This is a genomic window from Dyadobacter sp. SG02 (genome assembly GCF_900109045.1).
Classification (GTDB): Bacteria; Bacteroidota; Bacteroidia; order Cytophagales; family Spirosomataceae; genus Dyadobacter.
In genome coordinates this window covers 1-25,246 of record NZ_FNYL01000015.1, presented here as the reverse complement: position 1 = coordinate 25,246, position 25,246 = coordinate 1, and the positions used below count along the sequence as shown (strand labels likewise).

Sequence of the window (25,246 nt, the reverse complement as noted above, 5' to 3'; positions counted from 1 at the left end):
TTTTGTAATCACTGTCTGAAAAGTTGGCGTAGCAACAAGTTGGGCGTAGTCTCCGACTACGTCCGAGCGCCCCACGGTCTCCGACCGAAAAACAGCGCGCCGAAAGCTGAAAATAGCTCCCGGCGCGCTCTGTTTGCCACAAAAAAAATTGCCACACGAATATTTGTTGAGGATATATTGACTACATTGGAGATTCAATATCCGACCTTTTAACCAAATGAAAAGAAGACACTTCATGCAGATGTCGGGCCTTGGCTTGGGCGCTATGATGCTCCCCGAGGTCCCGGTCATCGGAAGCGCCGTGCCGGAAGCGCATCTGCTCGCCCCCTGGCTCGACGCGACAACCAAGAAAAAGCTTGCAGAAACCGCGCTGAACGCCGCCCGCGACAAGGGTGCTACGTACACAGATGTCCGTATCGGCCGGTATTTGCAGCAATACCTGTTTACCCGTGAAAAACAGGTTCAGAACATCGTCAATGCCGAATCTTACGGCATCGGTATCCGGGTGATCGCCAACGGGACCTGGGGCTTTTCGGCCACGAGCGATGTGACGCCGGACGGTATCGCCAAATGTGCCGCTACGGCCGTCGCGATCGCCAAAGCCAATTCGAAATTCCAGAAAGAACCCGTTGTGCTTGCAGCCCAAACTGGTGTAGGCGATAAATCGTGGAAGACGCCGCTCACCAAGAATGCATTCGAAATCCCGGTGCAGGAAAAAATCGACCTCCTGATGAAGGTCAACGGAGCCGCCCTGGACAATGGGGCCAACTTCGTGACTTCCAACCTGTTTTTTGTCAACGAACAAAAATATTTCGCTTCCACCGACGGCTCTTTCATCGATCAGGATGTGCACCGGATCTGGCCCACATTTACTGTAACGGTGACCGATAAGGCCTCCGGCAAGTTCAAAACCCGCGACGCCATCAGCTCGCCGATGGGTATGGGCTACGAATACCTCGACGGACTTGCCAGCGAAAAAATCGCAGGCCCGAACGGCATGGTGGGCTACCGCAACTCCTACGATATGGTGGAGGACGCGATTATGGCAGCGAAACAGGCGAAAGAGAAAGTAACCGCCAAATCGGTAGAGCCGGGGAAATACGACCTTGTTTTAGACCCGAACCACCTCGGACTTACCATTCACGAATCGGTAGGACACCCAACGGAGCTGGATCGCGTCTTGGGGTATGAAGCCAACTATGCCGGTACCAGTTTTGCGACGTTGGATAAATGGAAAACCAAAAACTTCAACTACGGTAGCAAGCTCGTCAACATCGTGGCCGACAAAACACAGCCGCACACGCTCGGTGCGGTAGGTTATGACGACGAGGGCGTGCCATGCAGGGAGTGGGATATTATCAAAGACGGCATCTTGGTGAACTACCAGGCCATCCGCGACCAGGTACAGATCCTGGGCGAAAAAGAATCGCACGGCTGCTGTTATGCCGACGATTGGAGCTCCGTTCAGTTCCAGCGCATGCCGAACATCAGCCTCAAACCGGGCACCGAGAAACGCAGCGTGCTGGATATGATCAAGGGGGTTGAAAAAGGTATTTACATCGTCGGAAGAGGGTCTTACTCGATCGACCAGCAACGTTATAACTTCCAGTTCGGCGGGCAGGTGTTTTACGAGATCAAAAACGGTGAAATCGCCGGGATGCTCGAAGATGTGGCCTACCAGGCGAATACCCAGGAGTTCTGGAACTCGTGCGTGGAGCTTTGCGACAAGGACGATTACCGCACGTTCGGATCGTTTTTCGACGGCAAAGGCCAGCCCTCGCAAATCAGCGCCGTCTCGCACGGATGTTCGACGACGAGGTTTAACGGGGTTAACGTAATTAATACGGGGAGGAAGATTTAATGAGTGAATGAGTCAATGAGTGAATGAATGAATATTTTTAAACTAACCTATTCACTCATTCGCTCATTCAAAATTAGATTGCACGACGATCAAAAAAACTGACCAATGGCCATACTATCAAAAGAACAAGCTAAAAAAATCATAGATAAAGTCCTTGCGTTTTCGAAGGCTGATGAGATTAGCGCGTCGCTTTCGGGGAGTCGGACGGGGAATATCCGCTATGCGCGCAACTCGGTGTCGACCAGCGGAGAAACCAACGATCTGTCGCTTTCCGTCACGGCCGTTTTCGGCAAAAAATCGGGAACGGCTACGATCAACGAATTCGATGACGCCTCGCTCGAAAAGACCGTGCGCCGGGCGGAAGAAATCGCGAAACTGGCGCCCGATAATCCCGAATACGTATCCATGCTCGGGGCCCAGCAATATGTGGATACCCATGCATTTGCGGACACCACAGCGGGTATCGATCCCGAATACCGCGCCAAAGCGGCTTTTGGCAGCATCGAGCCTTGTTCCAAAAAGAACCTGACCGCCGCGGGTTACATGGAAGACACGAGTGGATTTACGGCATTAGGCAATAATAAAGGCCTTTTTGGTTATAACAAATCCACTTCCGTCGGCTTCTCCGTGACCGTGAGGACCGCAGACGGTACCGGCTCTGGCTTCGTACAGCGGGATTACAACGATTCCTCCAAATTGAATTCCCAAACCGCGACGGAAATTGCCATGCAAAAGGCATTGGCATCCGTGAATGCGAAGGCATTGGAGCCGGGTAAATACACGGTGATTCTCGAACCTACGGCCGCGCACGACCTCATTATTAATATGATACGGAGTATGGATGGCCGCAGTGCCGACGAAGGCCGGAGTTTCCTGGGCAAGAAGGGCGGACAGACGCGCCTGGGCGAAAAGCTTCTCGACGAACGCGTTACCATCTACTCCGACCCGGCAAACACCGAAATACCCGGTTCGCCATTCGCTTTCGACGGGCGGCCGCAGGAGAAGGTGGCCTGGTTTGAAAAAGGCGTGGTCAAAAACATGTATTACTCACGTTTCTGGGCCGAGAAAAAGGGAGTGAAGGCAATTCCGCCGCCGGGCGGTATCATTTTCCAGGGTGGCAACGAGTCGCTGGCGGACCTGATCAAAGGTACCGAGAAGGGCATTCTCGTTACGCGCTTCTGGTACATCCGCGCCGTCGACCCGCAAACGTTACTCTACACCGGCCTCACGCGCGACGGTACTTTTTACATCGAAAACGGCCAGATCAAATATCCCGTGAAGAACTTCCGGTTTAACGAGAGTCCGGTAATCATGCTCAACAATGTGGAGGCAATCGGGAAAGCCGTGCGTACCGCCGGCAGCCTGATACCGCCGCTGAAAATCCGCGATTTTACGTTTACGAGCCTTTCGGACGCTGTTTAGCGGAAAACGTAATCCATTTAAACTGCTATCCTGCCATCCATAACAGGTGAGTTGAAACAAGTGCAGCCATTCATTAACTTATGAATTGCACTTTTTTGACTCACCCATTCAATTCTATTAGCTAAACATCTACATTTTGAGACGACGAGATTTTATCCAAATGGCCGGGCTCGGAACGGGAGCGTTCATGTTGCCGGGCCTTGCAATGGGCCGGCCGGTGTCACCTGAGGCATTGCTGATGCCGGGCGACGATGTGGCCATGAAAAAGCGGCTTGCTGATGCTGCCCTCAATGCGGCCAAATCCAAAGGTGCGTCCTATGCCGACGTGCGCATCGGCCGCTACCTCAACCAATATGTGACGACCCGGGAAGACAAGGTCGAAAATATCGTCAATACCGAATCCTACGGCGTTGGCGTGCGCGTCATTGCCAATGGTTGCTGGGGGTTCGCGGCGGTGGTAGATGCCAAAAGCGAAGCGCAACTGGCGAAAGCCGCGGAAGAAGCGGTGGCCATTGCGAAAGCCAATTCGAAGCTCATGAAAGAGCCTGTGCAGCTTGCCCCGCAAAAAGGTTTTGGAGAAGTAAGCTGGAAAGCGCCGTTCAAAAAGAATGCATTTGAAGTACCGATCAGGGAAAAGGCGGATCTGCTGCTTTCGGTGAATGACGCCGCCATGAAAAACGGCGCCAATTACGTGAATTCGATCCTTTTCCAGGTCAATGAGCAGAAGTATTTCGCTTCTACCGACGGCTCCTACATCGACCAGGACATTCACCGGATATGGCCGCTTTTCAATGTAACGGCCATTGATCCCAAATCGGGCAAATTTGAAACGCGCCGTTCGCTGAGCGCGCCGATGGGAATGGGCTACGACTATTTGCAATCGAACCCGGCAGATAAAATTACCGGCATTACGACTCGCTATAACAAGGGCTACGACATGCTGGAAGACGCCACCGCCGCTTCCATACAGGCCAAAGAAAAACTCACAGCCAAATCGGTGGAAGCGGGTAAATACGATCTCATCCTCGATCCTTCGCATTTGTGGTTGACCATTCACGAATCCGTCGGCCACCCGCTGGAACTCGACCGAGTGCTGGGTTATGAAGCCAATTTTGCCGGGACATCTTTCGCGACGCTCGATAAATGGCAGTCGAAAAACTTCCAGTACGGCAGCAAACAGGTGAACCTTATTGCGGATAAAACGCAGGTAGGCTCGCTGGGAGCGGTAGGTTGGGATGATGAAGGAGTGAATACCAAACAATGGGACCTCGTGAAAGACGGCGTGCTGGTGAACTACCAGGCAATCCGCGACCAGGCGCATATCATCGGCGCAGAGGAGTCGCATGGCTGTTGCTATGCCGACAGTTGGAGCTCGGTACAGTTCCAGCGCATGCCGAACGTGTCGCTGGCGGCGGGCAAAACCCCTTTGTCGGTGGAGGAAATGATCAAGGATGTTAAAAAAGGCATTTACATCATCGGCGACGGCTCTTTCTCGATCGACCAGCAGCGCTATAACTTCCAGTTTGGCGGCCAGTTGTATTACGAAATCAAAGACGGGAAGATCGCCGGAATGCTAAAAGACGTAGCCTACCAGTCGAATACGCAGGAATTCTGGAACTCGTGCGTGCAGGTATGCGACGAGCGCGACTACCGCCTCGGCGGCTCGTTCTTCGACGGCAAAGGGCAACCCATGCAATCCAGCGCCGTATCGCACGGGAGTTCGACGGCGCGGTTTAACGGGGTGAATGTTATCAATACGGCGCGGAAGATATAATGAATTTTGAATGATTGAATAAATTTTGAATGAGTGAATGAGTGAATACTGCGCATTTGCTTACGAGTAATTATCATTCAACCATCTCTCATTAAATATTCAATCGTTCAATCATTCGGTCATTCAATCATTCGGTCATTCAATCATTCACTCATTGAGTCATTCACTCATTCAAATTGAAACTTCATTCAAAATCAACATGGCCATCATACTAACAGAAGCAGAAGCAAAAGCGCTGTGCCAAAAAGTGCTGAGCTATTCCAAAGCCGATGAATGCGAGGTGAATATCCTGGGCGAGGAGCGGGGGAACCTGCGCTATGCCCGCAACGAAGTGTCGACGAGCGGTTCGCTGATCAACCAGAATTTGCAGGTTCAATCCGCATTCGGGAAGAAAGTAGGCGTTGCTACGATCGATGAATTCAGCGAAGATTCCATTGAAAAAGTAGTAAGGAGATCTGAAGAACTGGCCCGGCTGGCGCCCGAAAACCCCGAGTATGTGAGCGTGCTGGAACCGCAGACTTATCTGAAATCCAATGGCTTCTTCGAATCTACTGCCGGAATTAACCCGGCTTATCGTGCCGATGCCGTCGCTAAAAGCCTCGACCTGACGCGTACCCAGAACATGACCGCCGCCGGTTTTCTCGAAAATCAGAAAGGCTACTCGGCCATGATGAACTCCAAAGGACTTTTTGCATACTATCCCAGCACGAGCGTGAATTTCTCGCTTACCGTGCGCACGCCCGACGGCAAGGGATCGGGTTACGTGGCGAAGGGGTATAGCGACGTCACGAAGCTCGATACGGCCGCCGCAACCAAAATAGCGATCCAAAAATCCAAAGGATCTGTCGATGCGAAGGCATTGGAACCCGGCAAATACACGGTAATCCTCGAACCGACTGCCGCGGCGGTGCTTTTGGAAAATATATTCTTCAATTTCGATGCGAGAAGCGCCGATGAAGGCCGTTCGTTTCTGAGCAAAGCGGGCGGAAAAAGCAAGCTGAACGAGAAGATCGTCGACGAACGTGTTAACATTTATTCAGATCCAACGCATCCAGACCTGCCGGCATCGCCCTGGGCCGGGGACGGGCAAGCGGCTAACAAAATGAGCTGGATCGAGAAAGGGGTCGTCAAAAACCTCGTGTATTCGCGCTATTGGGCACAAAAGAACAATGTAAAACCGGTGCCATTCCCGACGAACATCATCATGGCCGGCGGTACTTCGAGCATGGAAGAACTGATCAAATCTACCCAGCGGGGGATATTGGTTACCAAGCTGTGGTACATCCGCGAGGTCGACCCGCAGACGCTCCTGCTCACGGGCCTCACGCGCGACGGCACTTTCTACATCGAAAACGGGGTAATCAAGCATCCGATCAAGAACTTCCGTTTTAATGAAAGCCCGGTAATCATGCTCAACAACCTCGAAACGCTGGGCAAGCCCGAGCGCGTGGTAAGTACCGAAAGCAACAGTAATTACCTGATCCCGCCGATGAAAATCCGGGAATTCACATTCTCATCGTTATCTGACGCAGTTTAGTATTGAAACCTTTTTTCTTCACCAGAATCCAATACACATCCGGTAACTGGGATACCGACCAGCGAATGCCTTCCAATCTGTTGCATTCGCTGGTTGAGTATACCACGATACCAGTCGACGAGAAGGAAAAAGTAGTACAGCTGAGCAGCAACGAAATATTCAAAAGCCCGTTCTGTTACCTGAGCGGGCACAAACTGGTGGAGTTTTCGGCCCAGGAACGCGACCATTTCAAAAGGTACGTGCAGAATGGCGGCTTCGTGTTCGTCGACGACTGCAACCACGACATCGACGGGCTTTTCGCCAAATCGTTCGAGCAGGAAATGGCCCGCACATTCGGGCCGAAAGCCTTGCAGAAAATCCCGAACAACCATCCTATCTACCACAGTTTTTTCAAATTCGACGACGGCCCGCCGACCACCTCCTTCGAGCTGAACGGCTGGGGCGACGACCTCGTCCACGACTACCTCAAAGCCATCACCATCAACGGCAGGATCGGCGTCTTGTACAGCAATAAGGACTACGGCTGCGAATGGGACTACGATTTCCGGAACAAAAGGTTCCTTGCGGTTGATAATACGCGGTTTGGGGTGAATATTGTCGTGTATGCGTTGACGGGTTAGAAGGAGAAAGTGTTCCTATTTTTCCCTCCTCCCATATTCAATCATTCGGTCATTCAATCATTCAATCATTCAAAATTGGAAAGCTCAACAACCCATTACCGGGCATTAGTAGCAAAACTGCCATTACTTAAAGCCGAAATCGCCAAGGTGATCGTCGGCCAGCAGGATGCTATTGAAGAAATATTGATCGCCTTACTGGCATCGGGTCATTGCTTGCTTGAAGGGGTGCCGGGTCTGGCTAAAACATTGATGGTCAAAACGATATCGGAAGCCTTGCATATGAGTTTCCGGCGCATCCAGTTCACGCCTGATCTGATGCCGGGCGATATTGTCGGTACCGAAATATTGGAGGAAGACCATGAAACCGGCCGGAAGTTTTTCAAATTCAACCGGGGGCCGCTGTTTGCGAACGTGGTACTGGCTGACGAGATCAACCGGACGCCGCCCAAAACGCAGGCCGCATTGCTCGAAGCGATGCAGGAAAAGAGCGTGACCTACGGCGGCGAGAATTACGCGTTACCCAACCCGTTCCTGATCATCGCCACGCAAAACCCGATCGAGCAGGCGGGAACTTACCCGCTCCCGGAAGCGCAGCTCGACCGCTTTTTGTTGTATATCAAACTCAATTATCCCAGCGAACAGGAAGAACTGGACGTCCTGCGGACCACCACCGGTACCGCGAGGCCGGAAATCGGGCGGGTATTGTCGGATACGGAAATGGCCGATTTGCAGAAACTGACGCGCCAGGTACATATTGCGGATGAACTATTGGTACAAATCAACAATCTGGTGCGCTCCACGCGGCCTGAAAGCACGAACTCCGAATACATTCGCGAATGGTGCGACTGGGGCGCAGGCCCGCGCGCGGGACAAGCGCTTGTGTTATGCGCGAAGGCGCGCGCGGTGCTGCACGAGCGCTTCTCGGTGGTGCCGGAAGACATCCGCTTGCTGGCATTTCCGGTATTACGGCACCGTATCGCCATGAATTTTCGTGCCGAAGCGGAAGGCATTACCAGCGATCACGCCATTCAGGAATTGTTGAACGGGCTGTAAACCGTGGCGATCGGGCAGCCGATTGGTTGTATCATCGCCGACGGGATTTTGGCGCCGGTCGCGATTGCATTGCTGCCAGTATTACATCGCCAACTCGGTGGCATTGCTAATATCCATTAATCCATGTCGTCAGGCATGCAACAACAAAACAAATGACGGACAACGTCACGTGTCTGACAAAACACTATTAGACTTCAATTATTCATTAACAGACCAATGCAAAAAACAACCGGCCTGCTGGCGTCCAGCCTCATCAAACTCAAAAACCTGCAACTGACCGGGAAACTGGTGAGCGAGGAGCTGATGCTGGGTATCCATTCCAGCAAACGGTCGGGAATAGGCATTGAATTCGAGCAGTACCGGCATTACGAGCCCGGCGACGACCCGAAACGTATTGATTGGAAGCTATTCGCGCGGACCGACAAACACCTTGTCCGTGAGTCATCTACAGAAAGCGACCGGCAGATCCGGTTTGTACTCGATTTGTCCGGGTCGATGAATTATACCGAAAACGGCGTGAGCCGGCTGCAATATGCGCAAATTCTGCTGGCGTCGCTGGCCTATCTGTGCTACATTCAGAATGATCAGATGAGTTTGTATGGATTGAAGGGGGGACGGGTGGAAACGATCAGCGGAACGGGTTCGGCGGCATCGGCGCGGCAGGCATTTCAGAAAATCCTGGTAGGGTTGGAAAAAACTGCTGCGGCAGGTGCCTGGGAAACGTCCGGGCTACGCCATTCGGAGTTTCAGTCGAAAAAGAAAGAGCAGCTCATTTTTGTGAGCGACTTGTTGCAAACCAATGACGAATGGTTATCGTGGATTCGCTCTCTGGCAGGGCCTTACCGCGAAATCGTTATTTTTCAGATTCTGGGCGACCAGGAGATGGACTTTGATTTAAAAGGTTTTTTCAGATTCAAGGACCTGGAAACCGACCGGGAGATGGAACTGGATGCAGAAGCCGTCGGCACACAGTTCAGGGCGTCGATGCAAACCTATTTGTCGGAGCTGAAAGCCGCATTGCAAATCCCGCATGTACGTTTCGTACGAGCGCGCATGAGCGAGCCCATAGGAATGGTATTGAAGGCATTTTTAACGAGAAGAAAAGGCTGATGGCGCTTTTGCAACCAAATATGCTCTGGGGAATGCTGGCTGTTGCGGTACCGGTGGCGATCCATTTCTGGTATCAGAAACGGGGCAAAACCATCGAATGGGCGGCCATGCGCTGGCTAGGCGAGCAAACCACCCTGCAACATCGCGGCCTCCGGCTGAATGAGGTGTGGCTGATGATCCTGCGGTGCTTTTTAGTGATCCTTTTAGCTTTGATATTGAGCAAGCCTGTGATCGACCGGTTGGGGAATGTGGGCAAACGGGAAGTGATCCATCTGGTACAGGCAGACCGGCTCGTTACCGAAACCTACCGTTTCGAACTCGAAAAAGCAGGGCGCAATGGCGAACCCATTTACCGGCTCGGTGCTATGCCCGAGAAGGTTGATGATCTTGCCAAAACGGCGGATAATGCTGGTCAATCGAAATATTTGCAACAGAATATCAATGCATTGGCAGACGGTAATGCAAAGGATTTCAGACTGTATTTCAGGAATGACGGCAGTTTGAATGCCCGGATATATGTTCCTGGGGAATACCAGCTTTTTCCTGCCGCGGATTCGTCGCGCAGGAAGCCGATCGATATTTTGAAAAACAAGCCGGTTTACAAAGGAATTATCAAAGTGCTCCTCGATTACCGTGAGGCAGGGGAAAGGCAAACAGTGCAGGCAGCACTTTCGGCATTGACGGAGGTTTATGGTTTTAATTTTGAAATAACAAACAAAAAAGGCCCTGCAAGTCACTACGACTGGGTTTTTACCGACGAGCGTTGGACGGATTTCCAGCCCGGAACGACCTACGTTATTTCGGGCAACGCCCCGCAATGGGATGTTCCGGCGCAGGTGATTCAGTTGCGCGATACTTTGCGGATGGCGGATTCGGAGCTGGTGGAAAGCGGTCGGCTGCCCGAATGGCTGGGCGATTTGCTGGTGCAACATTTGGGTTTGCAAACAGATAACCCGCCGTTGAGCAGAAGCCAGCTGAATGCGTTGTTTGAAAAAGTACCCGTGTCGCGTGCGCAGGAATATTCGGCGATGCGCTCCTGGTTGTTGTTGGTTTTGATATTGTTAATGGCCGCGGAACGCTGGTTGGCGCTGCGCAAAACGGGGACGAGCCATGGCTGATCTGAAAAAACTGGTGCAATCGGTGAATACGCACTTGCAATGGCTGGCCATTCTCAAATGGCTGTTGGTAAACCTGACCGTGAGCTTGCTTGCCGATGCATTTTTATCCGACAATTTCTGGCTAAGCTGGGCGGTTGACCCGATTGCCTGGTTCATAGGAATATGGATCACAAAGGCCTTCACGGATAAGCGAGGCATGGCTATTTCCCTCATCCACGTTCATAACCCGGATGTAGAATACAGCCTGGCACTGCTCGACCGGGACGACCTCAATATTGCCGAGCAAATGCAGCTCGAACGCATCGGGGCACGGAACATCACTTTCCCCCGGCGCATTTTGTACCGCGGCATGTGGAAATACTTTGCGGCAGTGGTACTCGCCGCCTGCATTTTTCGCGTGTGGCCGTCGATGCGCGACAGGGATGCATCTGCCCGCAAGCCGGTACCGTTGGCTACCACGGGAAAAAAAGCTCCCGCGCCGGTTGTGCCAAAGTTTGCGTCTTCGGCGGTGAAAATAGTGCCGCCGGGCTATACCGGCTTGCCGGAGCGGAAATCGGGGGATATGAATATCAGTGCAATCGTCGGTTCATCGATTGAATGGTCGGTGTGGTTTGATCACGCGGCACAGCTTTCCGTGCGGATTGCCAACAGCCGGGGCGAGGAGGTGAGTTTGCGTGAAATTAATGGGGCATTCGTGCATCGGGATCGCCTTGCCGGGTCAGGTTTGTATTCCATTAAAGGCTATTGGAAGGATTCGCTCGTCTATCAATCCGATTTTTACAAACTGGAAGCATTGCCCGACCTCGCGCCGCGCATCGAGCCTGCTTCGAAGGAGCTGTACCGTTACCACTTCCTGAAAAACCCGAAGACCATCAGTATCTCGGCCAAAATATCGGACGATTTTCGGGTTAAGCAGGCATTCATCGTGGCCACGGTGGCGCGTGGTTCCGGGGAAAATGTCAAGTTTCGTGAAGTGCACATGCCGCTCAGCCCGTCCGATTTCAAGGAGGCCCACATTCGGAAAACCATTGATTTGAATGCATTGAATTTCACACCGGGCGATGAACTATACTACTACTGGGCGGCGACCGACAACCGGCAGCCCGAAGCGAATTTCAGTAAGTCGGATACGTATTTCATTGTCTATAAGGATACTGCCAAAATAGAGGAGGCCGAACTTGCGACGATGGCCGTGAATGTGATGCCCGAATATTTCCGTAGCCAGCGGCAGATCATTATCGACACCGAAAAGCTGATTGCCAGACGGAAAAGGCTCATTACCAAAGACTTTAATGCAACATCCAACGAAATCGGTTTCGACCAGAAAGTGCTCCGGCTGCGTTACGGACAATACCTGGGCGAGGAGTTTGAAACCAGCATCGGCGGCGGAGATAGTCCGGCGGCCGATAACGGCAATGTCATTGACGCATTCACGCACCATTCGGATGGACAGGGCGAAGGGGCCGAGTCCCGGACGGCTGAGTCGCGGCCCGCACATGAGGAGCATGCGCATGAGCACAAGCAGGAGCCTGCGGGCGAAAAAGACCCGCTTGCGGCACTGATGGAACAGTATACACACGCGCATGACGATGCGGAAACGAATACATTTTACGAACAATCCACACGCAGCCTTTTGAAAATGGCATTGGAGCAAATGTGGCAATCGGAGCTGCATTTGCGACTTTACGAGCCTGAAAAGGCACTGCCGTTTGAAAATAAGGCATTGGAATACCTTAAAACCGCGCAGCAAAAGGCGCGGACTTACGTGAAGAAAAGCGGCTACGACCCGCCGCCGATCAAGGAAAAGGAGAAGCGGCTGACGGGTGAGCTGAAAGACCTGGCGACGAAGTGGTCGTTTGAAAGGGAGTTTAACCAAAAGCAAACCAGCACACTGGCCGCTGCATTGCTCGGCTACCTCGAAAAACAATCGTTACCCAAAGGCGAGCAGACAAAACTCGCCGCGTTAAGCGCGGAAATGGCGCAGCGGCTGACGGAAAGCGGCCCGTTCAATGGCGGTCTGCAAAACTGGAACATGCTTGCGGCATTGCAAAAACTTGCGGGAGGCAGGGCGTTGAACGACGCGGAAATGGCCGGTTTGAAGCGGGATTTGTACAGGCGTACAACACCTGCGCTACAAAGCCGCCCGTCGTGGTCGGGTGAGAAAAAGTTGGAGGCCGCATTCCAAAAGGCATTGCGCCAGCCTCTTTAAGATTTTAGCAAGAACCAAACACGGAATGATCCATACCGATTTTAACTGGACGGAACCCCTGAACATATTGTTGCTGACGGCGGCATTGGCATTGCTCGTGCTGCAAATCGCGTTACTCTACACCCGCCACAGGCAGTCCGGTGGCCGGCAGTCCGGTGGCCGGCAATCCGGTGGCCGGCAGCCCGGTGGCCGGCATTCCGGTGGCCGGCACCCCGGTGGCCGGATGGGTATCCGCTTGTTTTTGAATGTGTTACTCTGGTCGAGTGTGGTCGCGTGGATATTGGACCCGTATTTCAAATCAAATGCCGGGTCGAATACGGGATTGCTGATCGCTGAAAACGTGCCTTCACCGGTTGTCAGGCACATTCGGGATAGCCTGGCGGGGGCGGAAGTAATCAAGGCGGATGAAGTCTCCAACAGGCCGATGGATACGCTGGTAATAGTTGGGCAGGAGTTGGATGAAACGGTTTTAGCCTCGATCCGGCAGTTGCGAAATATGCCTGTTTTGCATTGGAAACCCTGGTTTAAGCAGGGCAGGCTTCATGATCTTCATTGGAAAGGCATATTGCGCAAAGGCGAAATGCAGCGGATCGAAGGCAGTATTCAACGCTCCGGTAAAAAGACATTGCAGGTTCGGTACGCCGACAAAACGCTCGATAGCGTAGCGCTGAATGCGGGTGACCGTAATTTTAGCCTGGCATTCCCCACATTCAGCGAAGGCCGGACCACCGTAACCCTCGCCCTGGACGGACAAACTATCGATACGCTTCGCTATTTCACGCAACCTGAGCAGAAACTGACTATCCGCTTTCTACTCGACAACCCCGATTTTGAAACGCGGAACCTGGCTACCTGGCTGGGAAAGCAAGGCCACGCCGTGCTGTACGGCGCCACGTTGTCCAAAAACATCCGTAGTGAACTGAATATCAACCGCGCCACGGAGCCCGATCTCATTGTAACGGGCGCTGCGAATGCCGCTGATGCAAATGTGAAGAAGGCGTTGAATGCGGGCAAAAGCATGCTTTTTATGCAACTGAACGACCCGGCCATGGAAATCCGGTCGATCAACCATGCATTGGGTACAAGTTTTCAACCGGTAAAAATTTCCAACGAAGAATCCGTGCCGATTTCGCCTTCACTAAGGGCGCTACCCTTCCGTTTTGAGCCGCATAGTTTTCAAATGCGGGTGCCGCATTATCCGGTGGCAATGGAAAGGGCGACCGGGAAAATCGCGGTATGTCTGCTGAACGAGACGTTTCCGATGCAACTATCGGGGGATAGCATTGCCTATGGTAAAGTCTGGAACGAAATCCTCGCCTATACGCGCCCCGCACAGAAGTCCGTGATCGCGTGGGAAGCTCCGGTATTTGTAAATGTGCCGGTTACCATGCATTTAAACAACTTTCAGGGAGTTCCGTGGTCTTTGACGCTGGGGCAGGATACTATTTTGACCACAGTGTCCGCATTGAATGATCGTTCGGCTGCTGCTACTTTTTTACCGAATAAGAGCGGATGGTTAACCCTGCATGATTCGCTGGAAGCAGAACTTTATGTGCAGGATTATTCGCCGCTGCGATATGCTGCGCGCATGCAGCATTTTATTCAATCTACACAAAAAACAAACCCGGCCGCCAATCCGGACTACGACGCGATTTCGACTCGAAAACTTCCCGTCTGGGCCTGGTTTACGTGGTTAATGCTCTGCCTGGCCGCGCTCTGGATCGAGCCGAAGCTGGGATAATCGGCGTGTGATGTTCAGCGCTTTTCGATGTCTTCTATTGTAATCTGCCGCGGGAATTTCGCGAATCGCATATTGGGCTCGTTGAGCGCGTAACCGTCCTGCATGGCCTGCCGCGCCTTTTCGAAATAGGTATTCTGACGCTGGTTTCCCGTGATTTTCATCGTCATAGCCATGTAGTAATTAGCCAGCGGATGCATTTCGTACAGTTGCAGGCATTGGTTCAGCCTAAGCTCCGCCTGGTCGAATTCGTTCATCAGATAATACAAAATGCCAAAATAGAGCAGGCTGTTGAAATGAATGTCGTTGCGCCCCTCGCCGCGTTTTTGCTGGGCAATGTCTTTGAGAAAATACCTTTCCGCCTCCGGGTAATTGCGGGATTCCATGTAGCTCAATGCGATGAAAAATGAGAAGGTATGGTCCATCGTAAACGCGTTGGGCGTGAGTTGCTCGGCTGCAAGAAGGTCGGTGATGGCCTTTGGATAATCCTGCACGAGCATGCAATGCAAATACCCCCGGTAGGCCAGCCAGCGTTTAGGGTCGAGCACGACGGCGGTGTCGTTGTATGCGATCATTTTAGGCAGATTGCCCAGTACCATCTGCCGGATACCCTTTTCCTGATAGGCCTCCGAAATGTTGGGGCAAATGGCCAGGAGCGTATCGAGCGTGGCGTCCCAGCCTGGGTTTTCCGCTCCGAATGTGTGCGCTTTGCGTGCATAGGCGTGGAAAAGGCTGTCCTGCACGCCGCGCGACGAGCAATCGGGTTGCGCAAGCGTGGTCGCGAGTGTGAGTATCCATAAAGCCGGTGAAAGGAGTATGCGGCGCATAATTCGTGTTTGAATAAAACCTTTAAATCACTCCGATTTCAATGACTGTGTCGGGTTGGTCAATGCCGCGCGGACGGACTGGAAACTAATGGTAGCCAATGTGATGATGATCGTGGCCAGGCCCGCCGCCACATATATACCTGCCCCGATGGTGGCGCGGTAAGCGAAATGGTCGAGCCAGCGCTGTGTGAGCCACCACGCCAGCGGGCAGCCAATGGCGATGGCGATCATCACGAGTGCGAGGAATTCACGCGAGAGCATCGCTACCACACTGCCGGTGGTGGCACCCAGCACTTTCCGCACACCGATTTCTTTCCGGCGGCGCTCGGCCGTGAATGCGGCCAGGCCGAAAAGACCCAGGCAGGAGATCAATATCGCCAGAACGGCAAAGTACCTGGCCAGTTGCGCCACAAGCTGCTCGGAAGCATACTGAATTTGATAATCGCGGTCAAGAAACTCGTAGTCGAATGCGTAGCCGGGATTGAAGCTCGCGTAAAATGCCTGCATGCGTGCGATGGTGGCAGGTACCTGGCCGGGCTGGATTTTCACGGTCGCCAGCATCGTTTCCTGTGGTGATAGTCTGAAAATGAATGGCTTGATGGCCTCGTGCAGAGAATTGAAATGGAAGTCCTGCGCCACGCCGACGATGTTGACCTTGAAACCATCGATCGTGATCTGCTTCCCTATCGGGTCGGCGATATCCATTTGCCGGACGGCCGTCTCGTTCAATATCACTGCGGTGCTATCCGATCCGAAATCCTTCGAGAAGCTCCGTCCGGCGGTCATGCGGATGCCCAGCGTTTCGGTAAGGCCGTAATTGACCGGCATTTTGTAGAAGCGAACCTCGTCTTTCTCGTTTTTGCCGTCCCAGCGCACGCCTGCCGACGGCATGAATGTGGGCAGGATGATTTTTTGCTGGATACTCGATGCGTTTTCGACGCCGGGCAATGCTTTCAGTCTGGCCAGAAAGGCTTCGGTTTGCGAAGCGGCACGCCCCTCCATTTCGAAATACACGATATTATCCTTCTCGTAGCCCTGATTTTTGGTTTGCACATAATCGATCTGCCGGTAAACCACCACGACCGAAATGATGAAAATCACCGATACCGCGAACTGGAACACGACAAGGCCTTTCCGGACCCAGAGCTCACCCATGCCGTGCAACAGTTTGCCTTTCAGCGTAAGCGCGGGATTGAACCGGGACAGGTACAATGCGGGATAGCTGCCGGCAATCAGGCCGGTGAGCAACAGGATCGCGGCCAATGCTGCTACGAACTGACCGCTGAAATGCAAGGTCAGTTGCTTGTTGGTAATTGCATTAAAATAAGGTAATGTAAGCCAAACGACACCCAGCGCGAGTAGTAATGTCAGAAAACTCATCAGGATCGATTCGCCGAGGAATTGAAACACGAGTGTAGTGCGGCCAGCGCCCAATGCCTTCTTGACTCCCACTTCCTTGACCCTTACCGATGCTTTGGCCGTCGAAAGGTTCATGAAATTAATACACGCGATGAGGAGGATGAATACGGCAATCGCGCCGAACAACCGCACATATTCGATCCGCCCGCCGGATTGTATGCCGTTTTCATAGTTGCCGTAAAGGTAGCCGTCGGAGTATTTTCGGATGAATAGGGTCGCGTTGGGATCGTTGAAGCGCTTTTTGGCATAGTCCGCCAATTTGGCTTCCAATAACTGTGCATCGGCACCTGGCCTCAGCACGAGGTAGTTATGAAACGGGCCGGTAGTGGTGTTGGGCATGCTGCCCTGGGGCAAGATGTCGTCCCAGGCGCTCAGCGGTATCAGCAGTTCGGATTGTTCGCTAGAATGATGTGGCTGGTCCTGAAACACGCCCGTAACCAGGCATTTACGTGAAAACGCCTGCCATTTCCATTCCACCAGCTGGTTCATGGCCTTTTCGGGCGATCCGAAGAGCCGGGTAGCCATTTGCGCTGAAATCGCTACCGTATTTTTGCCTGCAAGCGCCGATTGGGCGTTGCCTTGTATTAATGGAAAAGAAAATGCCTTGAAATAATCAGAGCTGACAAAATTCCCCGCCGCACTCACTGTCCGGCCTTCGTTTGCAATGCCGGGCCGCGTCAGGCTGAATTTCTGGAACCACACAGGCGGCGTGGTGCAAACCGCCATTTCGACTTCCGGCATATCCCTGGGCAACAATGCTCTGAGAATTCCACCCGTACCCTCGGAGGTTACCAGCTTGCCACCGCCTTTCTCGTGGACCATTACCTGGTAAAGACGTGCGTCTTTTTCGTGAAATTGATCGAAAAGCATCTCGTCGTTTATCCAGAGGTAAATGAAGAGGGTACAAATGAGGCCGGTCGTCAGGCCGACGGCGTTCAGGAATGTGAACTGCCGGTTTTTGGCAAAATGCCGCCAGGCGTAGGTAAGGTATTGGTTCAGCATTGCAGGGCTCAGGTTGGAAACGGTAGGATATTGGCTGGGACTTTTCTTTGTAAAATAGGGCGTGAGATGCCGCACGGCCGCCCACGCATACGCGCGCCGTGCCCGCGCAACGCCCACCTCACGTACGCGGCGCTTAAAGATTTCTTCCAGGTTGCCTTGAATGTCTTCCAGAAAGCGCGGGTTCACAAACTTTTCGAGCAGGTAATCTGCCCAGCGGGGCGGACGGTGTTCAGGCATTTTGTTGGTTTTTGAAATGATTCAACGGCTAATGGCGGTCATGCATCACTCCGACCTCAGGCTGCGGATGGGGTTGGTCGTGGCGGCTTTAATGGCCTGGAAACTGACGGTCAGCAAGGTGATCAGCAGGGTCCCCATGCCGGTGAGTGCGAATATCCACCAGGAGATCGTGGTATGGTAGTCGTATTTCAGCAACCAGCCATTCAGGAAATAATACGCGCCGGGCGTGGCGATGAGAAATGCAATGGCGACCAGGATCACAAAATCGCGGGATAGGAGGCCCCAAACACTCATTACCGAGGCGCCAAGCACCTTTCTGACGCCGATTTCTTTCGTTCGCTGCTCGGCGATGAACGACGCCACACCGAACAGCCCGAGGCAGCTGATCAATATGGCCAGTATCGAAAAGAAGGTCGTCAGCTTGCCGATACGCACTTCGTCGAAGAATTTCTGGGCATATCTTTCGTCCACAAATTCATATTCAAATGGCGAGCCCGGGTCGTGTTTTTCAAAAACGGTTTTGATCTTTTCAAGAGAGGCCGATGAGCCGAGGGCTGGGTTGAGCCGGATGTTGATCACATTGCCCTGGCCCGGTGAGAGACAAAAAAACTGCGGCCTGTGAGGCGCGTATGGAGAGTTTACCACAATATCTTTGATCACGCCGACGATCTTGTAAGGCTTTTTGAACCAGGTCAGCGGCTCGTCGACAGGATTGGGCAGGCCCATGAACTTCACCGCCGTTTCATTCACCACCAATGCCACCGAATCCGTCGCAAACTCGCGCGAGAAATCGCGGCCTTGTGTGAATTGCCAGCCGACGGTTTTGCCATAATCGTAAGAAACCTCGTCGAACCAGAAATCGACCGACTGCTCCGGATCTTTGCCTTTCCATTCAAAGCCGCTGGTCGACGACCAGGTTTCGGTGGTAGGGCTGCCTGACTCGGCCATTTCCATAATCGCGCCATTGCTTTTCAGATCCTGGCGCACGGCGTCGAAATGCTTGTGGATATCGGCCGTCGAAGTGAAGATAGAAATAAGCCCGTCGCGGCTGTAACCTACCGGGCGGTTTTTAGCAAACTGGATCTGCCGGAACACGACGGCCGTTCCGATAATGAGGATGATCGACACCGCAAACTGCACTACCACCAGCACCTTCCGCGGTACCGCGGCGAAACGCCCGGCGCGGAAAGTGCCTTTCAATACCTTCACAGGCTGAAATGAAGAGAGGTACAATGCAGGATAACTGCCCGCGATAATGGCCGTGATAATGCTGAAACCAATGCCCGCGAGCCAGAATTGAGGCATTCCCCACGGCATGGAGATCTTCTTATCGGCCACTTCGTTGAAAAACGGCAGACAGAGCACCACGAGCAGGATCGAAAGCACGAATGCGAAGCCGACTACTAGAAATGATTCGGAGAAAAACTGCGTGATCAACTGGTTGCGTACCGAGCCGACTGCCTTGCGGATACCCACTTCTTTGGCCCGCTTTTCGGAACGCGCGGTGCTCAGGTTCATGAAATTGATACAAGCCAGCAGCAATACAAATACGCCTATCGTACCAAACAACCACACGAACTCGACGCGCCCGCCCACACGGTGGCCCTGTTTAAATTCCGAGTAGAGGTGCCATTCGCTCATCGGGTTCAGGAATACGTCGGGTTTGTATTTCAGCTGCTCTTTATTGATGTTCCTCTTTTTAATGTCCTTTATGCGCGCCGAGGCCTGGTCGATGTCGGCATTATCGATCAGTTGCACGAATGTCATGTAAGCATTCGGCCGCCACGGGTCTTCCATGGTTTTGAGCCAGGGATTGGCGATGATCATCAGTTGCCAGGGCATCAGGAACGACACATCCCGAAAGGTGGTATTGTTGGGGAAATCTTCATAAACCCCTGTTACTTTCACATTCAGGTTGTTATCGATCTTCATCGTTTTGTCGGTCGGGTCGGTATCGCCGAAATAGGCCTTCGCAACCGATTCGGAGAGCATCACCGAGTAAGGGTCTTTCAACCCCGCGCGGGTTCCGTGGATCATGCGCAAGCTGAGCATTTCCGTTGCGTCTGGCTCGATATAGGTACCGTTTTTGTTGAATTTCCGGTCGCCGGCGGCCAGGATATGCTTGCCGTTCCAGGAAGCCATGACCACATATTTGAAATCCGCCCCATATTTGCGCCGGATCTCGTCGCCGATCGGAAAGGGTAGGGAAGTCTGGGTGCCGATCTCCCCGTTGAATGTCTGGTGCTGCCATACCTGGGCAATGCGGCCGTGGTTTTTGAAATACCGGTCGAACGACAGCTCGTCGTAAATCCAGAGGCCGATCAGCATCGCCACGGCCATTCCCATAGCCAGGCCGGTGATGTTGATGAAGCTGTAAGCCTTGTTTTTGCCCAGCGTCCGGAGCGAGATTTTGAGATAGTTTCTGATCATGGCAGGACTGAAAATATAGGTGGGGGAATAAGTGCGGGGTTTACGTTTCATGAAGTACGGGCGTATGTAACGCAGGGACGCGAGCAGGTAGCGGATGCGCGCCGCGCGGACGCCGCCCTGGCGCGTGCGTAATGCGTATACCTCGTGCAGATCGCCCAGGATATCTTCCAGGAAATGCGGCGCGATGATGATCGTCAGCAGCCGGTCGACCCAGCGGGGCGGGCTGTCGTGTTGCGGTTTTTTTTCCATATTATGAAAAGCTGAGTTTGGGTTGCAGCTTTTCGGCCGGAATGGCCTGCCAGAGTTGCTGACGGATCTCGTTGATTTCCTGCAAAGCGCGGTTACCGTAGTTGGTAATGCTGAAAAAGCGCTTCCGCCGCCCGCCACGCTCGGCAGTAGCGCCGCCCATTTCGGAAGTAAGAAACCCTTTTTCTTCAAGACGGTATAAAGTGGCGTGCACTGCGCTCAGGGAAACCGACCGGCCCGTGTATTCCTGCACGCGTTCCCAGATCGTCACACCATAGGCTTCTTCGGCGCAACCGGCCACCACCAGCAGGACGATTTCTTCAAATTCCCCTAGAAAAGTTCTTTTCATAACCAGACAGCATATTAGTTATAATAATGCAAAACAAATACTTTGCCAAAATAGAGAAATGCGCTCCTGGGCTAATGCTGGCGGTTTTTGCGGGAACACGCTTGTCCGAAAGCGAACAGTTTTGTTCGGGGCTGGACGCGGATGAAAAAATTTTCGTAAATCCTGTAACGTTTCGACCGGCCGGTCGTCTATGTCCTTGAATATGGATTTACAAGCCTTCAACCAACGCATTCTGCCCGTTCAGGGGCGCCTGTTCCGACTGGCGCAGATGTTTCTTCGCAACCGCGAGGAGGCAGAGGATGCCATTCAGGATGTGTTCCTGAGGCTTTGGACCAACCGGCAGCAGCTGGAAAGTTACCAGAGCGTGGAGGCGCTGGCGGTGCAGATGACGAAAAACCTTTGTCTGGACCGGCTGAAATCCCATCATAAACAGAAAACGAGTCACGAAACGGATATGGTAGCATTGCAGGCAGCGGATGTGTCACCTTACCGGCAAGTCGAGAACAGCGACAGCGCCGGCCTGATGCACCGGCTCATCGGCGAACTGCCCGAGCAACAGAAACTGGTACTGCACCTGCGCGACGTGGAGGAGTATACTTTGGAAGAGATCGAGGAGGTAACCGGGCTGAGCAACGCGAATATCCGTACGATCCTGTCGAGGGCGAGGCAGAAGTTGCGTGAGAATTATTTAAAAGCAGAGAATTATGGCACAGGATATTGAAAAGCTATTAGAGAAATATTACGACGGTGAAACGTCGCTGGAAGAGGAGCGAGCATTGAAGCAGTTTTTCCAAAGCAGCGACGTGCCGGAGCATTTGCAAAGCCACGCGGCGCAGTTCGGCTATTTTGCCAATGCACGGAAAGAGCAGCCTTCATTGAGTTTTAATCATGAACTCGCATTAATGCTGGACCCGCCGAAGCAGGGGCCTGTGCGGAGGCTGGGTACGTGGTTGCTGCGCATTGCAGCCGGGTTCACCTTACTGATCGTCGGTTTCGGCGCGGGATGGCTGTTTCAGGCTAAATCCGAAAATGGTGCTGCAATGGCGGTCTTCGAAGGAAAAGACGCCGGGCAGGTTGAGGAAATGAAAAAGGTGCTGGCATTTGAACAAATGAATAACACCTCGGCGAGCGAGCGCATTCAGGCCGTGAACCATAGTTATGAAATTCCCGATGCCGATCGCGACATTACGCAGTTATTAATCAATACCCTCAATTTTGATCCGAATGTGAATGTACGGCTGGCGGCTTGCCAGGCTTTGACGCACTTTGCACGTGAAACGGAAGTGAAGGAAGCGCTGATCCAGTCGCTGGCGATACAGACGGACCCGAATATCCAGATCTCGCTGATCGAATCGCTGGTGGCGATTAAGGAAAAACGGGCGGTGGAGCAATTTCAGCAGTTGGCTCGCAACCAGGAAGTACTCGACGTGGTGCGACTCAAAGCTACGGAAGGCATGAACAAGCTGAATACCGACGTCTAACAAAGCCCCTTTTCCAGGGAATTAATTCCCTGGCGAACTTTGGGTCGGGCCGCTGGCCCTTTGTACGACGCGGGCAGGTTGTTCGCTTATTATTGAAAGTTTAAGGGCCAGGGGGCCGCTATTTTTCCACCAGGGGTTTCCAGTTCCTGGGCCCAAACAAGCAAATAAATCCTAATAATAAAACCATGAAAAAAGTACTATTGATCAGTGCGGGCCTCCTTTGGGGCCTTAGCAATGCGTGCGCCCAAAATCTCGAATACAAGGCCAAACTGGCCAATTCGAAAGACAAAAAGGTGGTGTTCGAGCTTTCGGCCAGTTCGGTGAAAATAGAGGGGTACAACGGCGACGAGGTCGTTATTCAGGCCTCTTCCGGGTTCGAAGCGCCGCCTGACCGGGCAAAGGGACTGAAACCGTTGTATTACACGGCGGTCGATAACTCCGGGATCGGTCTGTCGGTGACGCCGGACGCTTCTGGGCTGAAAATCGAGAAGGCGACCCGTAAATCGGTCAAATACACGGTCAAACTGCCGCGGCAGGTGGCGGTGAAGTTCGTGGAAACCAACTGGCAGGGAGGCTCGGCCCTGTCGATCTCGAACATGGACGGCGATATCGAAATCAAGACGAACAATACCAATATCGTCCTTAACAACATTACCGGGCCCGTGGTAGCCAATACCACCAGCGGCGAGGTGACCGCCACTTTCTCGAACCTCGCACAAGGCAAGCCGACGGCCATTTCGTCAATCAGCGGGGATGTCGACATAACCCTGCCTGCGACGGCGAAGTCGAACCTTAAATTGCGGTCGATCAACGGGGAGATGTACACGGATTTCGACCTGGGCGTGAAAAACAGCAAGGACGGAATGTCCAAAGTCGGCGGCATGGCGAATGTCGACGGGTCGATCAATGGCGGGGGCGTCGAAATGACCCTCAACACGATCAGCAGCAACATTTATATCCGCAAGCAGAAATAACACCTAAACCTGCATCTGTTACCATGAAAAAGATATTGTTATCGGCCATCTTCTGCGCCGTACTCGGGCCTGCTTTTGCCCAGAAAATCATCGACAAGAAGCTGCCGTACGAATCCGGCAAGACCGTGAACCTCAACCTGCGCTTCGGCGACAGCATTCAGGTCCGTTACTGGGACAAGCCCGAAGTGTCCGTGCATATGTCAGTGAAAATCAATCAGAACAAGCTGAACGACGCCTTCGAAGTCACCAGCAGTACTACTTCCGACGAAATCATCCTCAAAACCGATATCGACAAGGAAAAGATAAAGGAGGGGAAAGGCGAGGACTGCCCGGGCAAGACAAGCACATGGAGCAACGACGACGGCAAGAACCGCTATTACGTATGCAGCGAAATCAACTACCAGGTAACCCTGCCCCGCCAGGCCAAGCTGAAACTCGAAACCATCAACGGGAATATCGATATTCAGGGCGCTACTGCCGCTGTGGCTGCCAAAACGATTAGCGGATACGTGGACATGACCTGGCCGAAATCCAAAGGCGCGAATGTAGCGGTGAAAACCATCACGGGCGAAGTGTATTCCGATCTTGACATCGATTTCGGCAATAAAAAGGAGAAAAACCCGATCGTGGGCTACCTGCTCGAAGGGAAAATCAACGGCGGCGGGCCGGACGTGAAGCTGGAATCGATCAGCAACAACGTGTACCTGCGTAAGAAAGATTAGTCAGGCTTTGGAATATTACCATATAGAGGGCGCTGCCGGAATTCTGGCGGCGCCCCTTTGTTTTGGGAAGCTCTGTTTTTAATGAGTAAGAGTGGTTAAGAATATTATTTCAACTATTTAATAAAAATCATAATTATACTAATCTATTTAAAGAAATGACGAAATTAATGACATATTAAATTTTGAAACCTTGAAATTTTAATGAACATGTGCCTAAATTAGGGAAACGATATTTGGTGGTATAAAAGACAACCTCAACCATGGACGCGCCCGAAGAAACTGTTCTGCTGAAAGACCTCGCTCTGGGAGACAGCAAGGCTTTCGACGAGGTGTACCGTCATTACCACGGGGAAATCAACCGCTACGTTTACAAATTCGTCAAATCGACCGAGCACACCGAAGACCTCTGCCAGGAGATTTTCCTGAAAGTATGGGAAAAACGGGAGACGCTCGCCAGCCTGCAATCTTTCAGGGCTTACCTGTTCACGGTTTCCAAAAACCGCGTGCTCGATTTCCTGCGCCACGCGGCCACGGAGCGCTCGGTGCGGGAGGAGGTCATCCACGCTTCGCTGCGACATGCCAGCCATGTGGAAGAGGCACTGCAATCGGAAGAATATCAGCATTATCTGCAAAAAATAATCCACCAGCTTTCCCCCCGCGACCAGGATGTATTCCGCCTCTGCCGCGAAATGGAACATTCCTACGACGAAGCCGCCGAAGTGCTCGGCGTTTCGCGCAATGCCATCAAAAAGCACATGGTAAAAGCGATCAAGTTCATCAAATATTCCGCGCACAAGAGTTTCGGATTGTCGTTCAACTCGTTGGTTATCTGTGGGATGCTGGTTTGGTAAACGTAGGTTGGTTTTGGTTGGGTGGGGTCAAGCGTTGTCATTTGTATGTTGGTTTGGCCGGTCAGAGACCGGCGTCCGCTCGGACGCAGTTGGAAACTACGCCCAACTTGTTTAGTGCAAGTTGTATTAAAGAATAAGAATAAGTTGGTTAAGTCGGTCAGAGACCGGCGTCCGCTCGGACGTAGTTGGAAACTACGCCCAACTTGTTTAGTGCAAGTTGTATTAAAGAATAAGAATAAGTTGGTTAAGTCGGTCAGAGACCGGCG

The 25,246-nt window shown here is 52.6% G+C and carries 19 protein-coding genes; 15 read left to right on the top strand and 4 right to left on the bottom strand.

Translation table 11 applies throughout. The features are described from left to right. Positions 1-217 precede the first annotated feature (217 nt). The 10 genes from BMW93_RS28250 (at position 218) to BMW93_RS28205 (ending at position 14,445) form a co-directional block, all read left to right on the top strand. Positions 218-1,861, top strand: coding sequence for a TldD/PmbA family protein (locus BMW93_RS28250; protein ID WP_090384429.1), 1,644 nt, complete (start codon positions 218-220; stop codon positions 1,859-1,861). A gap of 105 nt (positions 1,862-1,966) precedes the next feature. Further along, positions 1,967-3,283: a TldD/PmbA family protein gene (locus BMW93_RS28245; RefSeq protein ID WP_090384426.1), complete on the top strand. Its 1,317-nt coding sequence runs from the start codon at positions 1,967-1,969 to the stop codon at positions 3,281-3,283. Positions 3,284-3,419: 136 nt separating this feature from the next. Next, a complete protein-coding gene (locus tag BMW93_RS28240; RefSeq protein ID WP_090384424.1) occupies positions 3,420-5,057 on the top strand; it encodes a TldD/PmbA family protein in 1,638 nt (545 codons plus the stop codon). Between the two features lie 199 nt (positions 5,058-5,256). Next, positions 5,257-6,594, top strand: coding sequence for a TldD/PmbA family protein (locus tag BMW93_RS28235; protein ID WP_090384422.1), 1,338 nt, complete (start codon positions 5,257-5,259; stop codon positions 6,592-6,594). A 2-nt stretch (positions 6,595-6,596) separates the two neighbouring features. Beyond that, the gene (locus BMW93_RS28230; RefSeq protein ID WP_090384419.1) at positions 6,597-7,214 is read left to right on the top strand and encodes a DUF4159 domain-containing protein; all 618 of its coding nucleotides are present in this window, start codon (positions 6,597-6,599) and stop codon (positions 7,212-7,214) included. A gap of 75 nt (positions 7,215-7,289) precedes the next feature. Further along, entirely contained in the window at positions 7,290-8,267 is a 978-nt protein-coding gene (locus BMW93_RS28225; RefSeq protein ID WP_090384416.1) for a MoxR family ATPase, read from the top strand. Positions 8,268-8,483: 216 nt separating this feature from the next. After that, on the top strand, positions 8,484-9,377 hold the full coding sequence (locus tag BMW93_RS28220; RefSeq protein WP_090384414.1) for a DUF58 domain-containing protein: 894 nt from the start codon (positions 8,484-8,486) through the stop codon (positions 9,375-9,377). Next, complete coding sequence (locus BMW93_RS28215) at positions 9,377-10,495, top strand: BatA domain-containing protein (RefSeq protein WP_090384411.1); 1,119 nt, start codon at positions 9,377-9,379, stop codon at positions 10,493-10,495. Before BMW93_RS28220 ends, BMW93_RS28215 begins: the two co-directional genes overlap by 1 nt. Next, positions 10,488-12,704, top strand: a complete 2,217-nt coding sequence (locus BMW93_RS28210) for a hypothetical protein (protein WP_090384410.1) — start codon at positions 10,488-10,490, stop codon at positions 12,702-12,704. Before BMW93_RS28215 ends, BMW93_RS28210 begins: the two co-directional genes overlap by 8 nt. A gap of 25 nt (positions 12,705-12,729) precedes the next feature. Further along, on the top strand, positions 12,730-14,445 hold the full coding sequence (locus BMW93_RS28205; RefSeq protein WP_090384407.1) for a hypothetical protein: 1,716 nt from the start codon (positions 12,730-12,732) through the stop codon (positions 14,443-14,445). 14 nt (positions 14,446-14,459) lie between these two features. On the opposite strand, the gene BMW93_RS28200 is transcribed toward BMW93_RS28205, so the two are convergent. Genes BMW93_RS28200 through BMW93_RS28185 form a run of 4 tightly spaced genes read right to left on the bottom strand, consistent with a single transcriptional unit; the run spans position 14,460 to position 20,952 of the window. Further along, positions 14,460-15,269 carry a tetratricopeptide repeat protein gene (locus BMW93_RS28200; protein ID WP_090384405.1) on the bottom strand — a complete coding sequence of 270 codons (810 nt, stop codon included), beginning with the start codon at positions 15,267-15,269 and terminating at the stop codon, positions 14,460-14,462. A 27-nt stretch (positions 15,270-15,296) separates the two neighbouring features. Further along, positions 15,297-17,927, bottom strand: coding sequence for an ABC transporter permease (locus tag BMW93_RS28195; protein ID WP_090384401.1), 2,631 nt, complete (start codon positions 17,925-17,927; stop codon positions 15,297-15,299). 45 nt (positions 17,928-17,972) lie between these two features. Then, a complete protein-coding gene (locus tag BMW93_RS28190) occupies positions 17,973-20,606 on the bottom strand; it encodes an ABC transporter permease (RefSeq protein WP_090384399.1) in 2,634 nt (877 codons plus the stop codon). Between the two features lies 1 nt (position 20,607). After that, entirely contained in the window at positions 20,608-20,952 is a 345-nt protein-coding gene (locus BMW93_RS28185; protein ID WP_090384396.1) for a PadR family transcriptional regulator, read from the bottom strand. Positions 20,953-21,154: 202 nt separating this feature from the next. On the opposite strand from BMW93_RS28185, the gene BMW93_RS28180 reads away from it, so the two are divergent. The 5 genes from BMW93_RS28180 to BMW93_RS28160 all read left to right on the top strand — a co-directional run bounded on the left by BMW93_RS28180 (position 21,155) and on the right by BMW93_RS28160 (position 24,980). Continuing rightward, positions 21,155-21,673, top strand: coding sequence for an RNA polymerase sigma factor (locus BMW93_RS28180; protein ID WP_090384799.1), 519 nt, complete (start codon positions 21,155-21,157; stop codon positions 21,671-21,673). Then, on the top strand, positions 21,657-22,433 hold the full coding sequence (locus tag BMW93_RS28175; protein ID WP_090384394.1) for a HEAT repeat domain-containing protein: 777 nt from the start codon (positions 21,657-21,659) through the stop codon (positions 22,431-22,433). Before BMW93_RS28180 ends, BMW93_RS28175 begins: the two co-directional genes overlap by 17 nt. Before the next feature lie 185 nt (positions 22,434-22,618). After that, positions 22,619-23,407 (top strand): DUF4097 family beta strand repeat-containing protein, encoded by a 789-nt coding sequence (locus BMW93_RS28170; RefSeq protein WP_090384391.1) that lies wholly within the window; start codon positions 22,619-22,621, stop codon positions 23,405-23,407. Between the two features lie 23 nt (positions 23,408-23,430). Beyond that, entirely contained in the window at positions 23,431-24,129 is a 699-nt protein-coding gene (locus BMW93_RS28165; RefSeq protein WP_090384389.1) for a hypothetical protein, read from the top strand. Between the two features lie 260 nt (positions 24,130-24,389). Then, positions 24,390-24,980, top strand: coding sequence for an RNA polymerase sigma factor (locus BMW93_RS28160; RefSeq protein ID WP_090384386.1), 591 nt, complete (start codon positions 24,390-24,392; stop codon positions 24,978-24,980). Positions 24,981-25,246 lie beyond the last annotated feature (266 nt).